The organism is Pedobacter panaciterrae, assembly GCF_013204795.1.
GTDB classification, from domain to species: Bacteria; Bacteroidota; Bacteroidia; order Sphingobacteriales; family Sphingobacteriaceae; genus Pedobacter; species Pedobacter panaciterrae.
In genome coordinates, this window is record NZ_JABMKW010000018.1 from 386,877 (window position 1) to 412,917 (window position 26,041).

At 38.8% G+C, this 26,041-nt stretch carries 19 protein-coding genes; 7 read left to right on the forward strand and 12 right to left on the reverse strand.

From position 1 onward, the window contains the following. Positions 1 to 8: 8 nt before the first annotated feature. From HQN86_RS17355 to HQN86_RS17375, 5 genes are all read right to left on the reverse strand, one after another. Entirely contained in the window at positions 9 to 1,712 is a 1,704-nt protein-coding gene (locus tag HQN86_RS17355; RefSeq protein ID WP_172662179.1) for a S41 family peptidase, read from the reverse strand. Between the two features lie 61 nt (positions 1,713 to 1,773). After that, complete coding sequence (locus HQN86_RS17360; RefSeq protein ID WP_048908302.1) at positions 1,774 to 1,989, reverse strand: hypothetical protein; 216 nt, start codon at positions 1,987 to 1,989, stop codon at positions 1,774 to 1,776. 94 nt (positions 1,990 to 2,083) lie between these two features. Next, entirely contained in the window at positions 2,084 to 2,533 is a 450-nt protein-coding gene (locus HQN86_RS17365) for a hypothetical protein (protein ID WP_172662180.1), read from the reverse strand. An 11-nt stretch (positions 2,534 to 2,544) separates the two neighbouring features. Further along, positions 2,545 to 4,002, reverse strand: coding sequence for a SusD/RagB family nutrient-binding outer membrane lipoprotein (locus HQN86_RS17370; RefSeq protein WP_172662181.1), 1,458 nt, complete (start codon positions 4,000 to 4,002; stop codon positions 2,545 to 2,547). 9 nt (positions 4,003 to 4,011) lie between these two features. After that, positions 4,012 to 7,059, reverse strand: a complete 3,048-nt coding sequence (locus HQN86_RS17375) for a SusC/RagA family TonB-linked outer membrane protein (RefSeq protein WP_172662182.1) — start codon at positions 7,057 to 7,059, stop codon at positions 4,012 to 4,014. A 245-nt stretch (positions 7,060 to 7,304) separates the two neighbouring features. On the opposite strand from HQN86_RS17375, the gene HQN86_RS17380 reads away from it, so the two are divergent. Continuing rightward, complete coding sequence (locus HQN86_RS17380; protein WP_048908297.1) at positions 7,305 to 8,051, forward strand: DeoR/GlpR family DNA-binding transcription regulator; 747 nt, start codon at positions 7,305 to 7,307, stop codon at positions 8,049 to 8,051. Here the strand turns inward: HQN86_RS17380 and HQN86_RS17385 are convergent. Next, on the reverse strand, positions 8,048 to 9,247 hold the full coding sequence (locus HQN86_RS17385) for an anhydro-N-acetylmuramic acid kinase (RefSeq protein WP_172662183.1): 1,200 nt from the start codon (positions 9,245 to 9,247) through the stop codon (positions 8,048 to 8,050). The two genes, HQN86_RS17380 and HQN86_RS17385, sit on opposite strands and share 4 nt — an antisense overlap. Positions 9,248 to 9,581: 334 nt before the next feature. Between HQN86_RS17385 and nagB the strand changes: the two genes are divergently transcribed. The 3 genes from nagB (at position 9,582) to HQN86_RS17400 (ending at position 15,613) form a co-directional block, all read left to right on the forward strand. Further along, on the forward strand, positions 9,582 to 11,501 hold the full coding sequence (gene nagB, locus HQN86_RS17390; RefSeq protein WP_172662184.1) for a glucosamine-6-phosphate deaminase: 1,920 nt from the start codon (positions 9,582 to 9,584) through the stop codon (positions 11,499 to 11,501). Positions 11,502 to 11,564: 63 nt separating this feature from the next. Further along, positions 11,565 to 12,722, forward strand: a complete 1,158-nt coding sequence (locus tag HQN86_RS17395; protein ID WP_172662185.1) for an acyltransferase family protein — start codon at positions 11,565 to 11,567, stop codon at positions 12,720 to 12,722. Positions 12,723 to 12,745: 23 nt separating this feature from the next. After that, positions 12,746 to 15,613 (forward strand): M16 family metallopeptidase, encoded by a 2,868-nt coding sequence (locus HQN86_RS17400; RefSeq protein ID WP_172662186.1) that lies wholly within the window; start codon positions 12,746 to 12,748, stop codon positions 15,611 to 15,613. 89 nt (positions 15,614 to 15,702) lie between these two features. Here the strand turns inward: HQN86_RS17400 and HQN86_RS17405 are convergent, their stop codons facing one another. Then, positions 15,703 to 17,253: a glycoside hydrolase family 10 protein gene (locus tag HQN86_RS17405; protein WP_172662187.1), complete on the reverse strand. Its 1,551-nt coding sequence runs from the start codon at positions 17,251 to 17,253 to the stop codon at positions 15,703 to 15,705. A 187-nt stretch (positions 17,254 to 17,440) separates the two neighbouring features. Here HQN86_RS17405 and HQN86_RS17410 point away from each other — a divergent pair, with 187 nt between their 5' ends. Then, positions 17,441 to 18,349 carry a hypothetical protein gene (locus HQN86_RS17410; RefSeq protein WP_172662188.1) on the forward strand — a complete coding sequence of 303 codons (909 nt, stop codon included), beginning with the start codon at positions 17,441 to 17,443 and terminating at the stop codon, positions 18,347 to 18,349. Here HQN86_RS17410 and HQN86_RS17415 read toward each other — a convergent pair. The 4 genes from HQN86_RS17415 to HQN86_RS17430 are packed head-to-tail and all read right to left on the reverse strand — an operon-like array spanning position 18,341 to position 24,052. Further along, the gene (locus tag HQN86_RS17415) at positions 18,341 to 22,060 is read right to left on the reverse strand and encodes a sensor histidine kinase (protein ID WP_317171718.1); all 3,720 of its coding nucleotides are present in this window, start codon (positions 22,058 to 22,060) and stop codon (positions 18,341 to 18,343) included. The genes HQN86_RS17410 and HQN86_RS17415 overlap by 9 nt on opposite strands. Before the next feature lie 38 nt (positions 22,061 to 22,098). After that, positions 22,099 to 22,980, reverse strand: coding sequence for an ACP S-malonyltransferase (gene fabD / locus HQN86_RS17420; RefSeq protein WP_172662189.1), 882 nt, complete (start codon positions 22,978 to 22,980; stop codon positions 22,099 to 22,101). A gap of 20 nt (positions 22,981 to 23,000) precedes the next feature. Then, positions 23,001 to 23,630, reverse strand: coding sequence for a GTP cyclohydrolase I FolE (folE, locus tag HQN86_RS17425; protein WP_172662190.1), 630 nt, complete (start codon positions 23,628 to 23,630; stop codon positions 23,001 to 23,003). An 11-nt stretch (positions 23,631 to 23,641) separates the two neighbouring features. Next, the gene (locus HQN86_RS17430; protein ID WP_172662191.1) at positions 23,642 to 24,052 is read right to left on the reverse strand and encodes a 6-pyruvoyl trahydropterin synthase family protein; all 411 of its coding nucleotides are present in this window, start codon (positions 24,050 to 24,052) and stop codon (positions 23,642 to 23,644) included. Between the two features lie 84 nt (positions 24,053 to 24,136). Here HQN86_RS17430 and mqnB point away from each other — a divergent pair, with 84 nt between their 5' ends. Together mqnB and HQN86_RS17440 are read left to right on the forward strand one after the other, a co-directional pair. Further along, positions 24,137 to 24,769: a futalosine hydrolase gene (mqnB, locus tag HQN86_RS17435; RefSeq protein ID WP_172662192.1), complete on the forward strand. Its 633-nt coding sequence runs from the start codon at positions 24,137 to 24,139 to the stop codon at positions 24,767 to 24,769. Positions 24,770 to 24,803: 34 nt separating this feature from the next. Beyond that, a complete protein-coding gene (locus HQN86_RS17440) occupies positions 24,804 to 25,649 on the forward strand; it encodes a menaquinone biosynthesis family protein (RefSeq protein WP_172662193.1) in 846 nt (281 codons plus the stop codon). An 8-nt stretch (positions 25,650 to 25,657) separates the two neighbouring features. On the opposite strand, the gene HQN86_RS17445 is transcribed toward HQN86_RS17440, so the two are convergent. Beyond that, positions 25,658 to 26,038 carry a hypothetical protein gene (locus HQN86_RS17445; protein WP_048908284.1) on the reverse strand — a complete coding sequence of 127 codons (381 nt, stop codon included), beginning with the start codon at positions 26,036 to 26,038 and terminating at the stop codon, positions 25,658 to 25,660. Between the last annotated feature and the right edge of the window lie 3 nt (positions 26,039 to 26,041).

The window sequence follows — 26,041 nt, forward strand, 5'->3', positions numbered from 1 at the left end:
AAAGGTCTTTAGTTTTCTGCTGTTGTTATTGCTGCAATCGTTTTGGTGGGGCTGCCTATAGTTTTATATTCACCCTCACCTTTTAATACCGCTAGCATTTTAGTGGAACTACCCAAAAGCGCCTTAGCTGCCTGAAGCTCCTTGTCGTATTGGAATGCCTGAATAACCTTTCCCTTCTCGTAATAATAACGGCTTACGATCTGTGTTTCTAAAACACGTTTTATTTCGGCTTTATAAGTGATAAGATCTGTTTTCTTAGCACCAAGCATCTTGTCCTTTAAATCATCCAGATCTACCTTAACAACGCCCAATTTATTCTCTTTTTCTGCCTCATCTCGCAAATCAGACAATAAACGTTCAGTACGTGAAGCATACGAATAATCTTTACCCGCTAATGAGGCTACAAATTGATTGTAATCGTTATCTGTCAATTGAAAGTTACCAGCAGGAGCAATAGTTTTATTTTTCTTTTTATAATCATTAGCATAATCAAAAAACAGATTCTTGCTCATAATTGACATGGTAATAGGGCTTGGTCTGCTCGAGTTCACTACCACATCCGGATATACTCCGTTTCCATCATAAACGCTTCTGCCTGCACTGGTATTAAACTTATGAGATAACGAATCTGCAAACTTCAGTGTTTTCCCGTTTGCATCTTTATGCGCATAATCAAGCGCCTGAATACAGCGACCAGATGGCGTATAGTACTTAGCCACCGTAACCTTAACCAGGCTATTGTAAGGCAAATTAAAGGTTTGTTGTACCAACCCTTTACCAAAGCTTCGCTGGCCAACAATAATTGCTCTGTCGAGATCCTGCAATGATCCTGCAACAATCTCTGAAGCAGAAGCTGAGGAACCACCAACAAGCACTACCAATGGCATCTTCAGCAATAAAGGCTCAGTCATTGTTTTATAAACAATGGTTTTTTGCGGATTCCTACCCTTTTGGGTTACCACCAACACATCTCTGTTTACAAAAAGGTTAACTATTTTAACAGCTTCCTGTAAAATACCTCCACCGTTGTATCTTAAGTCAAGGATCATTCCCTTTGGCTGCTGCTTATTCAGGGCAATTGCGGCGTCCTTTACCTCCTGAGCAGAATTTTCAAGAAACTTATCTAAACGGATGTAGGCAATATTATCTTCCGTCATACCCGAATAAGGCACATTAGGTTGCTTAATCTCATCACGCACCAGCTTCTTAGTGATTACAGAACCGTCTCTTATAATCAACATATCTACTGTAGACCCTTTGGGGCCACGTAACAATTGGCTTATCTGATTACGGTCTTTCCCCTTTACCTCATTGCCATTTATCTTTACCAACTGATCTCCTGGCTTTACATCCTGCTTATCTGCCGGATATCCTTCAACCACTTCATTTACAAACAACTTACCTTCAATAGAAACCGTGCTGGCACCAATACCACCGTATTGCGTACTCACATACTTTAATTTATAATCTTCAATTTCAGATTCCGGGATGTATTCAGTGTAAGGATCAAGATTCTCCAACATCGCATCGATGCTGTTTCGCATAAGGTCAGATGGATTGGTTTCCTCTACATAATTGATGTTAATCTCTTTATATAAAGACGCAAAGATGTCCAGATTTTTAGATACCTGAAACAAGTCCTCTTTAAAAGACCATGTTAAAGAAGCGAAAGCTATAAGCGCAAAAACGGCAGCTAGTTTATATTGTTTCATCGTTCACCAATCTGTTTAATGGTAAACTTACAAATAAAAACACTCCAAAAAAATCCAAAAGTTAAAGTCTGTTCCCGTCAGGATCAGCCAGGGCCTTTTTTATGGTAAATTCAACATATTCTCTGTCTCTTTTAACCAAATCCATAAGCTGCTGTACAAGTTGATCTTCCTGTCCCGGAGCAAAAGAAAGATTCACTTGCGCCAAATCACGATATTTTCTTAAAAATTTAATTTTAACCTTTTGCCAGGTTTCAGGAGTAAGAGTAAAACTTGCCATAAATAAATACTTTAGCGCAAAAGTATGAAAATAAGAGATATCTCTGCAATAAAAAATCCCCGGTCATACAACCGGGGACTAACGAGAGATTACATTATTGGATTTTAAGAGTCAGTGTAGCTTTTTTAGTAAGGGTATTCTTATTAACCACCTCTATTTCCATAACCACAGAAGTGCCTTTTGCCAAATCACCAGGAACCTGATAACCAAGCAATAAAGAGTCTGTCCGACTAACTGAAGAATACGCTTTTTGATAAGGAGTTGTCGAAACAAGTGCCTGAGCATTTGCACCTACAGTTGATCTTAAATTGATTTTATCAATTGGATCATCAGACCAATATCTCAGGTCCAACTGTACATTAGTTCCTGCCGCTACATTGGTAGTTTGCGGAGGCTTAACCGTAAATCCTGCCACAACAGGTACCTTTCCAATAATTGTAATATTATCTTTTAGCCATTGGTCCGGATCATTCTTCTTGCATGCCGAAAACACGATCATGGCAGTAAAAGCAGCTATAAAGAGTTTTGATATTTTATTTTTCATATTCTTCAATATTAATTAAACAACCATAATTTCACAGCCTGATTGGCCACCTGAGGAACATTTGGATTTCTGCCCGGCTCATTATCTGCATATTTTGCACGCTGTACATAGCTTGTGCCCAATAAATTTTTAAATGGCGGAACTAAACCAGGATATATGGTATTACTATATTGATATCTTCTCATATCTGTCCAGGTTTCCATTTGCAGGAATAGCGCAATGTACTTTTGCAACATCACATCAGTAAGCGTTAAATTAGCAGAGCCTTTGCTGATAAGCGGATCATTAACATATTTATTAATATCATCTGTTCCTACCCCCAACTTCTGCATGTTCCCTTTAATTCCGTTTAAATATGCAGTATAGGCTCCCTCTTTGTTGGTAGCAAATAATGCTTCGGCCCTAATAAACTGAACCTCGGCATATGTCAATATAGGCACAGGCGATGTTCTTGCTCCGTAAAAGGTTTTTTCAGTGATATCACTATTTGCCAAACTAGCCCCTTGCTGGGTGCTCAAGGCACCAACCGGTCTGCCGATATAGGTGGCTGCACCAGCATTATCAAACAATTTCGGCAACCTTGGATCAATAAGTGCGTTAAAATACCCCGTTCCATTCATTAAGTTAACCATAAAATAAGAAGGGCGATGCTGTTTTGAGGCAATGGCCGGCTGACCAAGATTGGTATACCAAGGACTAGGCTTATCCTGAGTATATTTCACTTGCAAATCGGCTGCTCCGGTAACATCATCAATGGCCAGTGCAGCATCATCAGCCGCTTTAAGCGCATTAGATGGGTCTTTAGTTGATAAATTGATGTAATATCTGGCTCTTGCACCATAGGCTGCCTTTTTCCAGCTGGCAATTACACCTTTAAAAGCCAGATCAGTAGCGCCAACCTGTAATGCTGTATTTGTTGGCACAGGCTTATTTAAATCGGCTATTGCTCCGTCTAAAAGCTCTTTTAATGATACAGTGTATATATCTTGTTGCTTATCATAAGTCGGGCTAGGAACCGAAGGGCCTTTAAAAGCTTCTTTGTATGGCAAATCGCCCCATAAATCTGTACACTGCATTAAATTTAAAGCAAGTAATAGCTTTCCAATACCCGCATACTGAGGAGCTCCAGATACTTCCGATCTTTGGATAAGATCCTTTAAATTAGGCATTGCATCCCTATAGGCCGATTCCCATATGTTATCAAAACCATACGGATTATACGAATCTATATTTGCCTCGTATGCATTAAATCCGGCAAGGTATTGCGGATAGGCATTACCATATTGACCTGCGTTAAAAAACGAAGTTGCCGTAAATTGAATTGTTGAGGCCAGCAAGCCCGAAATGGTTGCCTGCTCTGGCGTCAGTCTCGATGGATCATCATTAATGTCCAGCTGTTTCTTACATGCTCCAAATATTACAGAAGCAGTAAGTAGTGCGACAAAAACTTTAAAACTTATATTTTTCATAACTGAATCTTAGAAATTAACATTTAAACCAAGAAATATACTTCTGGTAGTTGGCACACCAGTACCCACATATCCAACAGAATTTGAACCTGCTCCATAAGCACTTGCTTCAGGATCAAACCCAATAAAAGGAGTGCTTAACCACAAGTTATTTGCCGTTGCAGAAATTGATGCCGACTTAATAAAACTTTTGTTCAGCCAGCTTTTTGGCAATTCGTACGACAAGGACACATTCTGCAGCCTAATCCATGAAGCATCCTGGAATCCATTATTTTCAGGTGCCAGTTTATAAGGGAAACTGTTCGCATAAAAAAGCTGATCGATAACCACTTGCTTATCATTTGGAGCATATATAGGGGCTTCTGGTGTTCCTATGTTTTTCACTCCTTTAAATATTACCTGTGTATCTCTGATTTGTGTTTCGGCACCTATACCAGTAGAAAATCTTTGTGTTTTAGGAATATCAAATACATCGCCACCTCTTCTAAAGTTGAACATGAACGAGAAGGTTATCCCTTTATATGCTAAAGTACTTCCTAAACCACCTGTCCAGTCCGGATAGGCATTACCAATCAGGTAGTTATTAGATAACGGCTGAGGAATAATCGGATATCCATCAGCACCAATAACCAGCTGTCCGTTATATTCACTATTCTGATCTGTAACACGGGTATATGGCCATCCGTACCAATCGCCCGGTCTTCCGCCTGTTTTTATGATTTGTTTTACCCACGGACTTTCTGGGTTGAACTGGATTTCATTTACTCCCGGAGGCATAGAAAGCACCCTTCCTTTTGTGCGCGACCAATTTGCACTTACATCCCATTTAAAGTCATCACTTTTAACAACGGTTGCAGTTAACAGGAACTCTAAAGATTTATTTCTGATCTTTCCGGCATTGGTTACAAAAATATCATAGCCTGATGCGTAACTAATAGGAACAGGTACAATCTGGTCAATACTGTTCAGAATCGCATAGTTTGCATCTAAAGTTAAGCGACTTTTAAAGAAATGAAATTCACCCCCTACCTCTAGTCCTTTTGTTCTTTCAGGACGTAAAGATTCAGAGCCTATCTTAATATCGCGTCTTACACCGCTTACGCCATCAAATGCAGCCAATGTAGAGTAATATTCACCAATCTGATAAGGATCAGCATCTTTACCCACTTCAGCATACGAAAGCCTTAACTTACCGAAGTTAAATACGTCGTTCTGCTGTAAGCCCAAAGTCTCGGTAAATACATACGATAAGCTGGTCGAAGGATAAAAGAATGAGCGGTTACTCTGCGGTAAGGTAGATGACCAGTCATTTCTTCCTGTTACACTTAAGAAAACAGTATTGTCGTAACTCACATTTAAATCACCAAAAATACCGATGATGTTCTTTTTACCCGGATAGGTTAAAGTAGTATATACGTTGTAGTTATTAATACTCTCTACATTAGGAACAACCGCCTGAGCGCCATTAAGAGATAAGTTGGTTCTGTTAATATGGGTATATGAATGACCTAATAAGAAGTTCACAAACCATTTCTCGCCAAACTGCTTGCTTGCCCTGGCATAGAAATTAGAGTTCACCTCGCTATAGCTAATCCGTTGCTCGGTCATAGACCCCAGCGTACTGATCAGCAATCCTTTTTCATTATAAATCTGTCTGAAATCGGTGTAGTTGTCAATACCGGCTTTGTAGTTAAAGGTTAACCAGTCGTTTGCTTTAAACTCTGCGCCCAAATTTCCTATTACCCTGTTTACATTATCCTTTAAAAAAGCATTTTCAGTAAAATAGAATGGATTTTGAATAGAGGCATTATACGTTTTTTCAGTTCCATCCGGATTTAGGTAGTCTGCAGGGTTAACTGTATTGGTATGACGCATCAAATAAAATATTGTACCCGAGGTGATACCGGTACGAGGATTTTTACCACCGGAATTAATATAATTTGCAGATCCTTCAAATTTGAATTTTTCCGAGGCCTTTAATGTCCCCGAAAGTCTGATGGATGTTTTGCCGTAATCAGAATTCGGCACAACTCCCTTTTGTTCTGAGTTCGAAATTGAAGTAAAATAAGTAGCATTATCATTTCCTCCGCTAAAAGTAAAGGAATTCTGTGTCTGATGCCCTGTTTTAAAGAACACATCGTAAGGGTTATAAACGGGTATACCGCTTTCAATTTTAGGCCCCCAGCTATTTACACTCGGCACATATGCTCCACCGTTACCATTACCATAGGTTGTTTGTATTGGAGGTGTTTTTGTTACGTCGTCGAAACTAACGGAACTTTTAAAATTAAAGCTAGGTTTACCAGACTTACCTGATTTAGTAGTAATGATGATGGCACCGTTGGCAGCCCTTAAACCATACAATACAGAGGCAGCTGGTCCCTTAAGGATGGTCATTGTTTCAATATCCTCTGGGTTTATATCACCGGCACGGTTAGGGTTTTGAAAGTTATCACTGTTGATACCAATTAGATCAGTACTGTTGGAAATAGGAATACCATCTACAACAAACAATGGCTGATTATCGGCCGAAGGATTCAAAGAGTTAATCCCTCTGATCTGAACTCTTGTACCTGAACCTGCAGCCCCACCGGAGCTTGTAATTTGAACACCGGATGCTTTCCCCTTTAACGCATTTAACACGTTAGACTGGTTGGTATTTGTAATATCCGCTGCTTTAATGTCCTGAGTTGCGTACCCTAAGGATCTTTTTTGTTGTTTAATACCAAGGGCGGTAACCACAACCTCACTTAGTGCTTTTGAGTCTGGAACCATGGCAACATCTAGTGTTGTTGTGCTGCCCACTGTTTTTTCTTGCGTAATCATACTCACATAAGAAAAAACCAACACATCATTTTCGTTGGCTTTAATACTGTACCCCCCGTTATTAGCGGTTTGAACAACAGTAGACGTTCCTTTTATTTTTACGGAAACGCCCGGGATGGGAAGCCCATCTTCAGTTGAGGTGACTTTACCTGTAATCGTTTTTTGCTGGGCAAATGTTTGGGAAATTAGCAAAAAACCAACTGTAATAAACAGAAGTAGTTTTTTTTTCATGAACGATAGTTTGGTTAATAAATTTAAGTTCTCGTTTGGCTATTTGCGGGGAAATACGGTTTTTCAAAACACGCAATTACACGCAAAAAATCAAACCTCTAGTAAATATCATAAATGTTTTTCATTTATTTACAAAATAAACAACTATTTCATTCTTGTTACACAAATCAATATTGCACAAACCTGCATAAACCCGCATTAAATTATTAATCGTTTTTTATTACTTTAGTCAAAAAAATAAACAGATGTTGAAAAAAGAAAGACATGATTTTGTAATGAGGCAAATCAATTTACACAATCGCGTTCTTACCTCAGACCTTGTTCAGTTGTTGAATGTTTCTGAGGATACCATCAGGCGCGACCTCCAGGAATTGTCGGACAACAACAAGCTGTTCAAGGTTCATGGTGGCGCATTGTCAAAATCTTACCAATCTTCTTTTGATGATAGTTCTGTGTATGCCAAGGATGCTAAAATCAGTATCGCCAAAAAAGCCATTTCACTTATAAAAGATGGCATGGTTGTTTTAACTGGAGGAGGAACTACCATAATTGAAGTGGCCAAGCTTCTTCCAGAGAATTTACACGCCACTTTTTTTACCATTAGCCCATTTGTAGCTATTGAACTGGCCAAATATGCAAAGATAGAGGTGATTCTTATCGGGGGTCTGTTCTCTAAGAATTCGCAGGTAACTTACGGCGGGCATGTGATAAATCAGTTATCAGAAATCAGTGCTGATCTTTGTTTGCTGGGAACAAGCGCGCTTCATCCAACCGATGGCTTAACAGATACCGACTGGGAAATTAATCAGCTTAAAAAAACGATGCTTAACTTTTCAAAAAGAACGGCAGTACTTTGCATCTCCGAAAAGCTAGACATATCATTAAGGCTTAAAGTAGCCGCTCTGGAGAATATCGACTATTTGGTTACTGAGCTCCCTGCAGACGACGTAACCTTAAATGCTTACCATCGTAAAAACCTGCAGATTCTTTAAAAAGGCAAACAGATTTTACCCATACAAATTGATGGAACACCTGCCCTATCGCCAAAATTGATGGCATTGCCCGTTAATGTTTCATTAGCCAACACGGCAAACAGAACAGCTTCTTTAGCATCCGGATTTATTTGCAGGTCTTCTGTGGTATAAAACCTGGCATTGGGCAACCCTTCTTTAAGTTGCTTTACAAGCAAGGGGTTATGCATACCACCCCCACTCATATATATCGATGGTTTTTGGTTGTCGCCAAAGCACTTTTCAATGGCATCAACAATAACCTGGGCGGTAAAACTGCATAGGGTTGCCATTATGTCTTCATTGTTAAGGCTACTCGTTTTTGATCGCTCCTGTGCAGCCTTTAAATACTTCAGATTAAACAATTCCGGCCCTGTTGTTTTGGGAAACTGTGCAGTTAAAAAATCTGACTGCATCAATTCCTTAAGCAATGCAGCGCTTACCACACCCGCTTTAGCTATTGCAGCGTTTTGATCAAAATATAGTCCTTCGTAGTGATGCTGAACAAATTGGTCCATTAAAGTATTCCCCGGGCCAACATCTGTAGAAAACACTTTTGCCGCATCATTATCACCTGGTAAATACGTAAAATTGGCTATCCCTCCTATATTCAGCATCACCCGATCTTCTCCCTTTTCAGAAAACAGCAGATAATCACCATATACGGCAAGGGGGGCGCCTTCACCTCCCGCTGCAATATGCTTTTGTCTAAAATCACATATGGTAACGACACCTGTTTTCACCGCAATATGATCCCCATCGCCTATCTGCAAAGTGCCATTCGGATAATCAGACAATTTATGCAAAGAGGCAGGTGCATGAAAAATAGTTTGTCCGTGACTTGCAATTACATCAACGTCCTCAGGCTTTAATCCCCACGATTCAATAGCCTTTAAAATCATCTCGGCATGGATTAATCCTATTTTTTCATTCATTAGGCAAACCATTTGCAGATCGGCATCTTTTCTGGAAAATATAGCTTTCACCTCTGCTTTAAAAGCATTAGAATAAGGAACCGTTTTAAAATTCTTAACCTTAACCTTTGTTGCTGCACCGTTTCCGCTAATATTGCAAAGGGCAATATCCAATCCATCAAGTGAAGTACCCGACATTAATCCGATTATTAATCTTTCCTTTTTCTCAATGGTATGAAAAAGTCTGGCCCAGTTGGCATTCATAGTTAGAATTTTGCTTCTGCAAGATATTAAATCCTCACATGATTTACACTTCATTCACAATTTCTTCACAAAAAGGTACCTGTTTGTGGGTTTGCTATGAACAAGCTCCGAACAATCCTCGAAGAAACTCTAAATCAATTAAAAAAAATATTTCAGGCATGCTATTTTCAAAAACACCGTTTACTCAACATCTCAATCGATTGTGTAAAATACAATCCGTAATACCAACCGGTTAATGACCTGAATTTAGCCTTTTTACCAAATTAAAATTCTTGTTATACTCAATAGAGTCGCTATATTTACTGCTCCGTACAAACTTTAAGAACAAAAATAAATGGCAAGATTAAATCTTCTGGAAGAAACGCGTTTTGAAAAATTACCCGTTTCTGTCTTTGAAAACCCTAAGGCCGCATCACTTAGCGTGGCTAAACGTATCGGGGATCTGATTAAAGAAAAACAAAAGAATAACACTCAGGCTGTTTTAGGTTTAGCTACTGGAGCTACACCTATTGCAGTGTATGCAGAATTAGTAAGAATGCATAAAGAAGAGGGTTTAAGCTTTAAAAACGTGATCACGTTTAACCTGGATGAGTATTATCCGATGCAGCCAGACGCTGCTCAAAGCTATGTTTCTTTTATGAACGAGCATTTGTTTGATCACATCGACATCGACAAAAACAATGTTAACATCCCTGATGGAACATTGAGTCTAGAAGAAATTCCTGCTTTTTGCCTTGCCTATGAAAAAAAGATTGGAGATCTGGGAGGTTTAGACATCCAGATATTGGGTATTGGACGTACCGGTCACATTGGTTTCAATGAGCCGGGTTCTGCGCCAAATTCCGGTACTCGTTTGGTAACTCTTGATGACCTTACAAGACGTGATGCTGCAAGAGATTTTGGTGGTAAATCTTTTGTGCCTACAAAAGCAATTACCATGGGTATTGGTACTATATTCAAAGCCCGCGAAATTATTTTGATGGCATGGAACAGAAAAAAAGCTTCCATCATTAAAAAAGCTGTTGAAGGCGAAATTTCAAGTGACGTTCCTGCTACCTACCTACAGCTTTCTGAGCATGTTGAGTTCATTTTGGATCAGGACGCAGCTTCTTTATTAACCCGTTTTGATACGCCTTGGTTGGTAAAAGATTGCGTTTGGGATGAAAAACTAACCAGAAAAGCAGTAATCTGGCTGGCAAATCATTTAGGTAAACCTGTTCTTAAACTTACCGAGGATGACTACAATAACAATGGCATGGCTCAGTTGGCTATCGACAGAGGCCCTGTTTACAACATCAACATAGACATCTTTAATAAATTACAACACACTATTACCGGATGGCCGGGCGGCAAACCTAATGCTGACGACTCGCAAAGACCGGAAAGAGCTGAACCTGCTAAAAAGCGTTCAATTATTTTCTCTCCGCACCCTGATGATGACGTAATTTCAATGGGTGGTACTTTTATCCGTTTGGTAGATCAGAAACATGATGTACACGTAGCTTACCAAACTTCAGGTAATACTGCAGTATGGGATGATGATGCACTTCGTTTTGTTGAATTTAGCATTGATTTTTCTGAAAAAATGGGTCTTGGTAAAGACGAGTTAAAAGGATTGTACAACAACATGCGCGATTTTATGGAGAAAAAACAACCAAATCAGGTTGATACTCCAGAAATTCAAACGGTAAAAGGCTTGATCAGAAAAGGAGAGGCTATTGCAGGTGCACGTTACTGCGGACTTGAAGATGATCATATTCATTTCATGGCGCTTCCTTTTTACGAAAGCGGAAAAAACAATAAAAACCCTGTTACCGATCTGGATATTCAATTAACAATGGACCTTTTGCAAAAGGTTAAACCAGAGCAAGTATTTGCTGCCGGAGATTTTGAAGATCCACATGGAACTCACATCGTTTGCTTCAATATCATTTTAGAAGCGTTAAAGCGTTTAGCAAAAACTGAAAGCTGGGTTAAAGATTGCTGGTTATGGATGTACCGTGGTGCATGGCAGGAATTTGAAACTCATGAAATTGAAATGGCTGTTCCGCTTAGTCCACAAGAGGTGGAAAGAAAGAAATTCGCTATTTTCAAACACCAGTCGCAAAAAGACAGAGCTGTTTTCCCTGGTGATGATGCCAGAGAATTCTGGAAAAGAGCTGAGGACAGAAACAGAGAAACTGCCCAGGCTTATGACAATTTGGGATTAGCAAACTACGAGGCGATGGAAGCCTTTGTACGCTATAAATTTTAATTATATTTATAATCGCTATTGTGTTTACGCAATAGCGATTATTTTGTAATTAATTCCCCATTCATGACTTCTATTTCAGCCAATACTGATACTCCGGCAAGACTATTATCCCTTGATTTTTTTAGAGGCGCCACGGTAGCGGCTATGATACTTGTAAATAATCCCGGAGATTGGGGTAATATTTACGCTCCTCTTGAACACGCAGAATGGAATGGCTGCACGCCTACAGATCTAATTTTTCCTTTCTTTCTATTTATTGTTGGTGTTTCAATTGCTTACGCGATGGGAAGCAAAAAAACTGATCCTGCAACACATAACAAAACCATTTTAAAAGCACTTAAAAGAGCGTTTATCCTATTTGGCTTAGGATTATTCCTATCCTTATTTCCCAAGGTGTTTACTGATCCTATAGGTGCCTTTCAGCATGTACGCATTCCCGGGGTGCTACAGCGGATCGCAGTAGTATTCTTTATTTCGTCCATTATATTTCTTAAAAATTCCGAAAAAAACATCTTCAGGATATTAATTGCCTTGTTAGCTGTTTATTGGGCATTAATGACATTTGTACCTGTTCCCGGCGTTGGATATGCTAATCTTGAAAAAGAAACCAATCTTGGTGCATGGATAGACAGGGGCATACTAACTGAGGCCCATCTATGGAAATCAGCCAAGACCTGGGATCCGGAAGGCATCTTTAGTACCATTCCGGCAATTGCAACAGGCTTATTCGGGATTCTGGTTGGCGTTTACCTAAAACGTAAAGATATTGATGCCGCTTTTAAAATAGCCTGGCTATTTACTACCGGTTGTGCCGCCGTAGTTTTAGGTTTATTATGGGATTTACAATTTCCAATTAATAAATCATTATGGACTAGTTCCTTTGTTTTGTACACTGGCGGGTTAGCAACGGTGATACTTGCCCTTAGTTATTGGATAATAGATGTTCACCAATACAATCGCTTTACCAAACCTTTTGTGGTATACGGCGTAAATGCAATTACAGTATTTTTTTTATCGGGGTTGATACCACGTATATTGGGTATGATCCATGTAAAAAACAGCGCCGGCACCGAAGTAACCTTACAAGCTTGGCTTTACTCAGGTTTCTCTTCCTATTTCTCTCCAATTAATGCATCACTAGCCTGGGCAATTGCCTTCATATTGTTCTGGCTGATAATTCTTTGGGCGATGTATAATAAAAAAATTATTATAAAAGTTTAAATTTAGCCCATTAACTATTTTTCATGAAAAGAACAATCAACACTCTCGTATGTGGGCTTGCCGCGTTTGTGGCATTTAATACTCCCGTACTTGCGCAAAAAAAACCTTCAGCTGTAAAAAAGACGGTATCAGCAGCTGCAAAAAAAAACAATGATACTTTGATCCCCAACGACCCTAATGTTAAAATTGGGAAACTGGCGAATGGTTTAACTTACTACATCAGAAAGAATGTAGAACCTAAAAACAGGGCTGAATTATATTTGGCAACCCGAATAGGTTCGTTAATGGAAGAAGATGATCAGCAAGGATTAGCCCATTTTACGGAACACATGGCCTTTAATGGCACAAAAGATTTCCCTAAAAACGACATCATCAATTACCTTCAAAAAGCAGGTGTCCGTTTTGGTGCCGACTTAAATGCCTACACCGGCTTTGAGCAAACGGTTTATCAATTACCTATCCCAACTGATAGCACCCTGGTATTTAAAACAGGTTTTAAGATCCTGGCTAACTGGGCAGGGAAAGTGGTTATGGAGGGTGAAGAGATTGATAAAGAACGCGGTGTGATAATCGAAGAAGATCGCCAGCGCGGAAAAAATGCTCAGGAACGTATGAGCAAACAGTTACTTCCCCTATTACTAAAGGGCTCGCGTTATGAAAACCGCCTGCCTATTGGAAAGATCGATATTTTAAAATCATTTTCTCACGACAGGATCAGAAGCTTTTACAAGGATTGGTACAGACCAAATTTACAAGCTGTGATAGCTGTTGGTGATTTTGATGTAAATGAAGTTGAGCAGTTAATTAAGGCAAACTTCTCTGACCTAACTAATCCGGCAAATCCTAGACCTCGCTTAAATTATGATTTACCCGACAACAAAGAACCGCTTGTTAAAGTTATTACGGATCCTGAGCAGCCTTATGATGTTGCCATCATCATGTATAAATTACGTGGAAATGCTACAAAAACCACTGCCGATTTTAAAAAGAGAATCATGTATTCTATGGTGAATAGCATGCTGGGTGCAAGATTTGAAGAGATTCTGCAAAAAGAGAACGCTCCTTTTATTTTTGGACAAAGCTCATTCGGACCATATCAAGGTGGCCTGGTTTCGGGTATTAATGCTTTTCAAACTGTAGTTGCAGCTAAGTCGGGCGAGCAGTTGGAAAAAGCTTTTGCTGGAGCACTTGCTGAAAATGAGCGGATGAGCAAATTTGGTTTTGTACAATCTGAATTGGATGTTGCCAAGAAAAACATTCTTACAGGCAACGAAAAACAATACAAGGAAAAGGATAAAACAGCATCATCAAACTTTGTACAGCAGTACCTGAATAATTTCCTTAAAGGAAGCACCATTCCTTCTATTGATTATACTTACGCAGAAACCCAGAAAGCGGTTGCTAATATTACCCTTGAGGAGATAAATGCGCTGGTAAAAACGCTTACACCAAAAGAGAATCAGATTATTGTTGTTCAAGCTCCTGAAAAGGACAAAGCTATTCTGCCAACAGAAGCGCAATTGGTGGCCGGTGTAAAAAATGCTGGTACCGGGGTTACTGCATATGTCGATAATTCGTTAAACAAGCCTCTGTTGGAGAAAAATCCGGTTGCAGGCAAAATTGTTGGTGAAAAGAAGATTGATGCCGTAGGCGTTACCGAATTAACATTGAGCAACGGAATTAAGGTGCTTTTAAAACCTACTGACTTTAAAAATGACCAGGTCATCTTCAGTTCATTCTCTAAAGGAGGAATGTCTGTAGTTAATGATGAGGATCTTGAATCGGCACAGATGGTAAGTCTGATTGCCCAAAGTGGGGTTGGCGAGTTTAATCCGACACAATTATCCAAACTGCTAGCTGGCAACACTGGCCGTGCTGGTGCTTATGTTGATGACCTCTATCAAGGCTTTAGCGGAAGTTCTTCTCCAAAAGATATTGAAACAGCTTTTCAAATGATTTATGCTTACGCGACCAATCCGAGAAAAGATAGTGAGATATTTAACAAGAACATCTCTGATTATAAAGTAGTACTGAGCAATAAAAATGCAAACCCTAATAGTGTTTTTAGCGATACTGTTCAGGCGGTGTTATCGTCGTACAACAAGCGTGCTATGCCTACTAATCTACAAGATTTGGACAAAGTTTCGCTAGACAAAGCTTTTGACTTTTATAAGGATCGCTTTGCCGATGCCAGTGAACAAACGTTCATTATTGTGGGTGCATTTGACATTAACACCATCAAGCCGTTTATTGAAACCTATATTGCCAGCCTACCTGCTCTGAATAAAAAACAGGATTTTATTGACCGCGGAGTTAGGGCACCGAAAGGAAAGATCAGTAAAACCGTTTACAAAGGCTTGGAAGATAAAGCTGCTGTGGAGTTGTACATTCATGGAGATTATACCTTTAATGCAGATAACAATATTCAATTAGATGCGTTAAAAGGCGCTTTAGAAATAAAGATATTAGAACGTTTACGCGAAAAGGAAAGTGGTGTTTATAGTCCGCAGGTTGGCTTAAGTCTTGAAAAGTATCCTGCCGGTCATTACTACTTTAATATTTCATTTAGCTGCGCTCCTGCTAATGTAGAAAAGCTTATTGCAGCAGCACTTGATGAAGTAAATAAGATTAAAGCCAGCGGTGCTTCTGCAGATGATATCACCAAATTCAAATCAGAAGAACAGCGTCAGTTTGAGCTTAATTTACGTAACAACAATTATTGGTTAAGCTACCTTAGCAGCCGTTTAAAAAACGGAGAAAACTTAGATCAGCTATTGGGTGAAAAGCAAAGACTAAACAGTGTTTCTGTTGAAAGCACAAAAACTACTGCTCAGAAATATTTAAATGAGGATAATTATATCCGCTTAGTTTTGTTACCACAACAAAAATAGAGCTGTTATTTAAGCAAGAAGGGGGTGGCTCAAGAGATCTCTCCTATCGTCGAGATGACGACTGCCCCCTTCTTTATTTTCATGTATTACTAGTTTGGTGCCAGGGCTTCTTTAGCCTGTATACCTACCGGCCCGCTAGGTTCACTTTCATTCTTTAACCGATCCAGTGCCGTAACCAGGTAATTATATCTTTTACCACTATCTACATCAGTATCTATAAAGGAGGTAAATTCTTCAAAACTTATTTTAAGAATATTTCTGGCATTTAATATCCCTATTTTCTCGCCTTCTTCAAAACGGTAAATCACATAACCTGATGCAGTTTCTCCGTCTTCTGCAGGAAGAGGTTTTTCCCATTTTAGGTGCACACCATCATTCAAAGCATCTGCAATAAGTTGCCGTGGTTGGTTAGGCATTACATCATCAAGCCATGGCATTTGAGGTGGAAGTGCCGGATATTTATAAAAATCGTTTTTTAAGGAATCTCCAAATGCACGTGCTACGGTAGAGAATGATTTGGAACTAAAGTAAACACTTCCCTGTACCCGATTATTTTTCCTGATGTACCTGATCTGATCAGGCATCTGCTTTGGTAATCGCCACGCGGCCTCCATTCTTTGGTTCACCAGATAGGCAGCTTGTCCTATATAAAGATGTCTGCCATAGGTATTGTTACTCCACCAATCTACTAAGGTAGCAAATGGTGCCACTCTGCGTGTAAAGCTAAAATATATCTGAGGGTTAATGTAATCTACCCAACCTTCTTTAACCCATTTTCTGGAGTCGGCAAAAAGCTCTGCATAATTAGACAATCCGCTGGTTTCAGATCCCAGTGTATCTTCAGACTTGTTTCTCCAGATTCCGAATGGACTAACTCCGAATTTAACATACTTTTTGTAGTAATGAATACTGTCGTTCAATTGTTTAATAAGTACATCAACGTTGTTTCTTCGCCAATCATTTATATCTGTAAAGCCATTGGCATATTTACTAAATGTTGCGGCATCATTTATTCGCTGCCCTTCAACTTTATATGGATAAAAGTAATCGTCGAAATGTATTCCATCCACATCGTATCCTTTTACAACATCCAGGATAACCTGCACAATATATTCTCTAACCTCTGGTATTCCAGGATCAAATTGTTTTTTACCTGCGTAAGTAAAGAAAAGCTCAGGTCTTTTTCTAGTCATATGGCTCTCGTGAACCACTGCATTAGCGCTCATTGTAGCTCTGTAAGGATTAAACCATGCATGGAGTTCCATCCCTCTTGAATGTGCTTCTTTGATTGCAAAAGCTAATGGGTCATAACCCGGGCTCGGAGCAATGCCTTGCCTACCCATCAGCCACTGGCTCCAGGGTTCCCTTGGGCTTGCATAAAATGCATCTGCAGCCGGCCTAACCTGAAGCATTATGGCATTCATACCATTCTCTTTGTGCTTCTCCAGGATGCCTATAAGCTCCTGCTTTTGCTGATCTACACTAAGACCTGGTTTAGAAGGCCAGTCTATATTGGCAACGGTTGCCACCCAAACCCCTCTAAACTCTCTTTTTGGAGCAATTTTTGATGTGTCTTGCGCAAAAAGAGATAATGGTTGTACTATGGTTAATAATAGTGCATAAAAAGTGAGTTTAAACATCCTTTCTAATTTGTGATAGTATAAAATTTAGTTTCATTTGTTGTGTTCAGAATACAGTTCAGTTCCCTAATCCTAGCAAGTAAACGATTTTTTTCAAAGTCTCATACAAATAGAATGTTTTTTTTACCAATTGTTATATTTTTATTTATGTTCGCGCCTCAACCTAATTTAGTTAAGAATTGAAGTAATGTCAGACAAGAGTGATCCAGTAAATAAAGGCGACCGCAATAAAATCTACTTTTTAGTTGTTGTTATTGTTGCCTTATTAGGTACCAACGCCTACCTTTTTATCAAAGATAAAAAGGAAAACGAACGATTTGTTACTGTTAGCACAGAGAAAGATCGTTTAAGACTGGAGGTTGAGAAAATTGAAATTGAACTTGATAAGGTAAATGCCTTGAACCTTACTTTAAGTGAAAAATTAATTAAGGAACAGGAACTTGCCCGTGGAAAGATTGCCGACCTTAAAGCAGCACTCCAGAATGGTGAGCTTACCCAGGAACAGCTCGTTGTGGCTCAAAAAGAAGTACGTGAACTACGGGAATTTGTGAAAATCTATAATGAAGACATCCTTCGTTTAAAAAAAGAAAATTCCCTTCTTAAAAGCGAGAGGGATAGTTTGAAGGCTTCTGTCAATTTTGCCAGTGAGAAGGCCAATGAACTGGAAAAAAGAAACCAGGAACTCAGTGCAAAAGTAAAGACCAGTGCCGCTTTAAAGGCTGCGAATGTGCATATTATAGCTTACAGGGTAAAAAGCAGCGGTAAAAATATTGAGGTAATAAAGGCCAGTTCAGCAAAAAAATTAAGTGTAAAGTTTGACATTGTACCTAATCCGCTTGCCCAAAAAGATTATCACAAAATCTACCTTCGTGTATTTGATCCGGCAGGTAACCTTATTGCAAACGAGAACAACATGTTTGAAGCTGATGGACAAGAGATGCAGTACAGTTCATCCACATCTATCTCCTATAATGACGACAATACCAGTTTTAATATGGATTGGATTAACCCTAATGAATTTATAAAAGGGGAGTATTCGATCATTCTATATGCAGATGGCTATACAATGGGCCGCGCAGAAATTGTTTTAAGATAAAGGGAAACTAAGGTAAAAAGTAGTACCCACCTCACCAAAAGATTTGAACTCCACAGTTCCACCCGCATTCTCTACAGCCTGTTTAACAAAAGCCAATCCTAAGCCAGTTCCTGACGATTTTGTTGTGAAATTAGGCACAAATATTTTATCCTGTAAAGAAGAATCGATACCCTTCCCATTATCCTCAACCTCAATAAATACACGTTCCTGATTATTGGAGATGTTTACCTTTATGATACATACCGTATCAATATCGGCGGCCTCAATTGCATTTTTAAACAAGTTATTAAAAGTACGCAGCACCTGATCTTTATCACCAAGCACAACAACATCCGTATTGGTATTGTTAAGGATGTAGATCTCCGCATCCTGGGTGTTTCTAAAAACGTCTCTGGCCTGCCCAATTATAGGTAACAATTGGAGTTTCTCGAGCTTGGTATCAGGCATTTTAGCAAAATTAGAGAATTCCGACGCGATAGTAGATAGACTGTCGATCTGCTCAATGAATGACTTGCTAAACCTTTCAAATTTATTTTCAAAATTAGGATCTTTTTCCTTCCACGACTTTTCGAGCAGTTGCACTCCAAGTTTTAAAGGTGTGAGTGGGTTCTTAATCTCATGGGCCACTTGTTTTGCCATCTCGCGCCATGCACTTTCCCTTTCTGAGCGGGCAAGTTTAACGGCACTTTCTTCAAGCGCAGCAATCATCTTGTTGTATTCTTTTATGAGCGATCCAATTTCATCGTGACGTGACCAGCCAATGGGCTGATTCTTTTGCCCGAGTTTTGTTTTTTTAATGCTGTCCTGAATAAATGTCAATGGGCTGGTAATTTGATTGGCTAGAAACACTGCAAGTATCCCTATAGCCACAAATACCAGGGCGTATATATTAATCAATGTATTAATGAACACGCCGATCCTGGCTTGATAGTCAGCTTCGTTCGCATAATACGGCATACCAATATAGGCTACCGTTTGATTCTGAGCATTTCTAATAGGCGCGTATGCCGATGAGTAGGTAAAACCACTTATCCTCTCTGAGGGGTTAATATAATCTGACCCTTGTAATTGATTTAAATGAAGAAATGCCTTTGATGCCATTCTTCTACTTATAATACCAAGATCATACATCTTTGGCGTCGACGTAAATATCAATAATCCATTGGTATCAAAAAGATTTAAATAGGCAGCATTTATATCAGCAAACTGGTTGAATTCGTTTACTGCTCTATCTGTGGGAGCAGGGACCCCTGTTGCCAAAATCAGTTTTTCATAAGATTGCTGCACTTTTCTCACCTTCTCCTTGATGAAATCCTGTTGTTGCCTCCGATATTCATTACGTATATAGAAATAGGTGATCCAGCCCACAATGAGTAAGGTTGCCACTACCGACAAAACAATAGAAAATTGAATCCTGGTTTTGTAAAGAATCTTGTTGGCATTAATCATTAACGAACGGTTAATATTAAACCAGCCACTCCAGCTCTCATCAATATTTTTAAGTAGCCAGATTAGCGTGTACAATGTTATGGAAAACAAAATGAACACAAGAAAGAAGAAAGATAACGTAGCGAGCTGTATGATAAACGATACGTCTTCTTTGCTGATTACAATTAATTTTGAAGGCGTAGGATAATAAATCAGGTGTGAATAATTGAGGCTATCTTTAAAAAAGCCCACAGTATTATTGCGTGTGGCAAACCCATCACTCGAAAGCTTATAGGTATAATTACCCGATTGTCCTTCTAATCTGCCATCTTTATAAAGTGCAATAGAGTATTTACTATAATTATCCTCGTTTTTAATGGATCGGTCCATTAAAATTTCGGGCAGCTGACCTTTGTAATTATAAAGCTGGGATTTTAGCTCGATAACCAGTGTTCCCAATATTTGATTCTCTTCGTAGATCGGGATAATTCCAAAATAATTTTGATACCCAAAGGTATCATTCAAACGATAAAAATAATTTGATTCAGGAACTTTTACGGAACCCGCCTTTACCAGATTTTTAAAATAACTAAGCGGTATTGTCTGTATTCCGGTAGCTGATGAATCAAGATGATTATACTCGTATAAGTTGTATTCAAACCTTGGCAGATAGCGCTCTATGTAATCCTTCTCTATGCTCTTCTTAAGTTCTATTGGGCTGTTAAAATTAGGGTCTTTAAAATAACTTAATACGACCTTATTAGCCAAAATCGTTCTTTCCAGATTTTCTATAGCACTAACCACTGTAAAATCATCAGAGGAGACCAGTTTCTGCGCCATGGCGAACCTATTTACATGCTCCTTCTCGTCAATGAACCTTAGGTATTTAACAGAAGATATAAACGCAAGGCAGAAGAACAACAATGCAAAAACTGCTATTGAAAACTTGTTGTTCCTGATATAAAAGTTCCACGAAATAATAAAAATAAATAGCGCATATGCTATGAAAAAGATACTGAACCCCGTACCTAGCTTATAAATAAGACAGGCGAAAAAGGCAGCCAGAAAGAGTATGACTCTTTCCCTATTGGTTACATTTAATTGCAGCGTTTGCTGCATGAAAATATTTGCAACAAGGTAAATATTAAACCAGACAAGGCACAAAACAATAATACTAACCCAGCTTACCCCATCAAGGTTTATAATATTGGTGATGTCAAAATTTATTTTTGAATTAATGATCAGTCCAAGGAATACCTGATCAAATAAAAATGCAAGTGCTCCAAAAATGAGCAGCAGTACAAAGTGAAAGGACAATCCACCCAATTTACTTCGCGTTAGCCACCCTGGCAGCTTATATTTATCATTATAGGTAAAAACAAACAACACCACCCATGTAATCGCTATTACGTTAAGCAAGAAATCTCCAAGAGAAGGAAGGAAAAAGCTTTCAGCATATATCTTGGGGCTAAATATGGGTAAATTAAACTGCCTGTTAAACCATCCATATTCTAAATCTGTTACCCTTATCGTTACAAAGAAAAGCAAGATCAGCACCGTTGCCGGGATTAAATTGCCTCTTTTGGCTAACCAGCCACAAAAAGAATTAAAGAACAAGCAGAAGCTAAATAGGCCCACTATCCAAAGCCAAAGCTCTATTGTACCATAGATACTTCTTGAGTAGGTTGACTTAAGTTTAACTTCGAATATGATTTTGCCATCCAGATTACTGATACCCTGTACTTCAGGATCGACAAAAGTTGCCAGGGAAAGAGAATTGTTATTGGACAAGTAACGTGAAAAATCATTCTCAAGATATTGATTCTGGATGCTGAATTGATTTTTAACTTCTATCAAAAAAACAAGGGTATAACTACCGGTAGTTTTCTTAATAACTTCGAACCAACCATTTGCAAACTGAGAAAAAGACGACCCCTCTTTAATGGTTTGCGGGTCGGGTGGAACCAACGAATTATAGCTCCAAAATTTAAGTTTATTATCTTGATAGGTAAGAATATTGATACCCTTATCGCGATATTTATTAATAAAATTTAATCCATACTGATCATTTAAATGATACTGCTTAGCCTTTTCAACCTGAGCAGGATCATTTAAAAAATCATAAACAAGTCGTTCATTTATGGAGAGATTCTTCTGAAGCTTTCCTGCTTCGTGGGCCAGTAACTCCTTTTTTGTTATTGAATGCTTTAGCGATAATGCTGTAACAATACAGCAAGCGCCTAATATCAATAAAAGAAATCTGATTTTACCCCCGATACTCACACTTAAATGTTATTTTAATAAAGGTATTATTACCAGGTTTAGATTGTAGTTGCAGAACTTGTTGGCATTGCTCTATTAACCTTTTTCACCAGACCTTGTAATACATTTCCCGGGCCAACTTCTACAAATTCAGTTGCTCCATCGGCAATCATCCGCTCTATAGTCTGTGTCCACTTCACGGCACCTGTTAATTGGGTGATTAAATTCGGCTTAATTTTTTGAGGGTCTGTATTTGGTGTAGGATCTACATTCTGATAAATAGGACACACCGGAGGCAATATGGTCACATTTTCAATAGCCTCTTTTAATTCTATTCTTGCTGGCTCCATCAATGGAGAGTGAAATGCACCACCTACATTCAACTTTAATGCACGCTTTGCACCTGCTTCAGTTAACTTCTGACAAGCGATATCTACACCTTCAATACTTCCCGAGATAACGATCTGTCCAGGGCAGTTGTAATTTGCAGCTACTACTACCTCATCAATATCATTGCAAATATTTTCAACTACTTCATCTGCTAAACCAAGTATAGCGGCCATAGTTGACGGTTGAAGTTCACATGCTTTTTGCATTGCATTCGCCCGTGCAATAACCAGTTTCAAACCATCCTCAAATGACAATGCCGATGCGGCAACAAGCGCAGAGAATTCGCCTAGCGAGTGTCCGGCAACCATATCTGGTTTAAATCCTTCGCCTAATGTTTTGGCTAAAATAACAGAATGTAAAAATATTGCAGGCTGTGTTACCTTAGTTTCTTTAAGCTCTTCATCCGAACCAGAGAACATAATATCACTGATGCGGAACCCTATAATTTCATTTGCCTTTTCAAATAATGTTTTGGCCTGCTCATTTTCGTATAGTTCTTTTCCCATACCTGAAAATTGGGCACCCTGACCTGGAAATACATATGCTTTCATAAATACGTTGGTTCTTTTTTTTAATGTAAGTTGGCTGTTATTAATCTTAAGAATTCAGCTCTTGTTTTATCTTTTGCAAATTCTCCTGTAAACGCCGATGTGGTGGTAACAGAATTTTGTTTTTGTATTCCCCTCATTGCCATGCATAAGTGCTTGCACTCTATCACAACTGCAACCCCAGTAGGTTTAAGGGTTTCCTGAATACAATCTCTAATCTCATTTGTTAAGCGTTCCTGAACCTGTAATCGTCTGGCAAAAGCATCAACAATACGCGGTATTTTACTTAAACCAACAATATGTCCATTAGGGATGTAAGCAATGTGTGCCTTACCAAAAAACGGAAGCATATGATGTTCGCACATAGAAAAAACCTCTATATCTTTCACCACAACCATTTGGCTATAGTCTTCCTTAAACATAGCTCCACGTAGTATTTCGGCCGGGTTAAGGTCATAACCATGTGTTAAATACTGAAGGGCTTTAGCCACCCGTTCGGGAGTTTTAATTAACCCCTCTCGCTCCGGATTTTCGCCTAACTGACCTAAGATATCTTTATAATGATTAGCTACCGAGGTGATTTTTTCTTCGTTATAACGGTCAATTTTTATGTACCCGTCTTCTGTCTCATCTAAATGATCTGTATGATTCATATCTGTGATTATTAACCGAAATACTCAACAAAATTATTCTCGGTTTCGTAAATTTTTATGCAGTGCAATTGAGCTCCTGATTCGGCAATAAGTGCATACAATTCATCCCATATAGCTATGGCCAAATTCTCCGTTGAGGCAAGTTTCCCTTTCATAAAATCTACGTCAAGATTTAGGTTCTTATGATCGATCTTATCAACTACCTGGGTATTTGTAATGTCCTTTAACCACTTTAAGTCTACCAGAAATCCCGTTTCAGGATTGATCTCTCCTTTAACCGTTACATACAGCTGGTAATTATGTCCATGCCAGTTTGGATTAGCACATTTTCCATAAACTTCCGTATTTTTATCTTCAGTCCAGTCTAGCCTCGAAAGTTTATGCGCTGCGTTGAATGATGCTTTTCTTGTGATATATATCATTATAAAAGGTTATTGTTTGTAATTAACAAACAAATATACGCAGAAAGCTTAAAGTAGAAAGGTTTAACACTAACTTAGATGTTTATGAAGATTCTGCTAGTTGCCGCCACAAGACCAGAAATCGGGTTATTAACCGAGCATTTTAAGCTCCCTGAAAAAGATTTCATGCAAACTCCCGAATTTGACATTCTAATTACGGGTGTAGGGATGACAGCAACAGCATTTGGCTTAGGCCAGCATCTATCAGCTAAATATAACCTTGTGTTAAACCTGGGCATCGCCGGATGCTTTGATCGTTCCATCCCCCTTGGTTCAGTACTAAATATAACTGTAGATGAGTTCGCAGAGCTTGGAGCCGAAAACAAGGAACATTTTATCAGTATTGATGAACTTGGGTTTGGTAAAAGCAGCTATTCTGCATATAACAACCTGTTAAGCGAGTCGGTAACAAAGCTGAAAAAAGTAAAAGGAATAACCGTTAATCGCGTTCATGGAAATGAAGTAAGCATTTCGGCAGTTAAAACCCGTTTAAATCCGGTAACAGAAAGTATGGAGGGAGCTGCCGTATTATATGGATGTGAAAAAGCCGGCATCCCATGCCTGCAGATCCGCAGCATTTCCAATTATGTTGAGCCAAGAAACAAAGCCGCCTGGAATATCGGCCTTGCCGTAAAAAACCTAAATGAGTGGACACTTGGATTTTTGACAAATACATAACTATTCAACTTTTCATACTCCTTATCTTTAGGCCATGAAACTAAGTCTTGGCTTTTCTCCGTGTCCAAATGATACATTTATTTTTGATGCCCTCATACACCATAAAATTGATACTGAAGGTTTAGACTTTGAGGTGTTCTTCGACGATGTAGAGACCCTAAACCAAAAAGCTTTCGGAGGTGAGTTAGACATTACCAAGCTAAGTTTTCATGCTTTTGCCCATGTGTATAAGCAATATGCGCTATTGGACGCAGGAAGTGCCCTTGGATTTGGTGTAGGCCCTCTGCTTATCTGTAAAAATGAAAACCTTATTCATAACCCAGAAGAATTAACAGCAAATCTTAAAGTTGGAATTCCCGGAAAGTATACCACAGCAAATTTTCTATTGGGGATCGCCTTTCCCCATTTAGTAGACAAACAGGAAATGATTTTCTCTGAAATTGAGTCCGCTTTAATTAATAACATGATTGATGTTGGCCTCATCATTCATGAGAATCGTTTTACTTATGCTGATAAAGGACTTCATAAGATTGTTGACCTTGGAAGCTACTGGGAGCAATTAACAGGATGTGCTATCCCACTTGGGGGAATTGTAATTAACAGAAATCTTGACAGAGAAATACAGGAAAAAGTAAACAGACTGTTGCGGAAGTCCGTTGAATTTGCTTTTGCTAACCCTAAGTCAGGCATAGATTTCATTAAAGAGCATGCTCAGGAAATGAGTGAAGAGGTGATGTATAAGCACATTGAGTTATACGTAAACAAATACTCCATTGATCTTGGTATTGAAGGAAGGAAAGCAATAGATGTGCTGTTTAAGCTGGCCATTGAAAAGGGATTAATTCAGCCTATTGAACATGATTTATATTTAATCCCTTAATCCCTCAATTAGTTACAAGGCCCGTCAGGTATTTCTTTCGTTATTTTAAGCACCTTGGTTACTACCATTGTAGAATCAAAATCTGCTGAGACAATTAAACTGTCAGATTTGATTAAATGACACTCTACCTCAATATAAACAGGTTCGTACGGTTTCTCGAAATTAAAGTTACTGTAAGCCAGTTCCAGTGTTTTTGCGCTATCTGCTACCCAATACTCCCTACCCTCATCACAATCCGTAAATGACTTTATTTCGGGGCCATAGCTATACAATCCTTTTATTACTCTCGTAGTTCCTGCTGTCTCTTCGGCATCCTTCCTGTTACAGGCCATAATTACTCCTGTAAGCAACACTAATAAAACTACTGAATTCTTATTAAATCGATTCATATG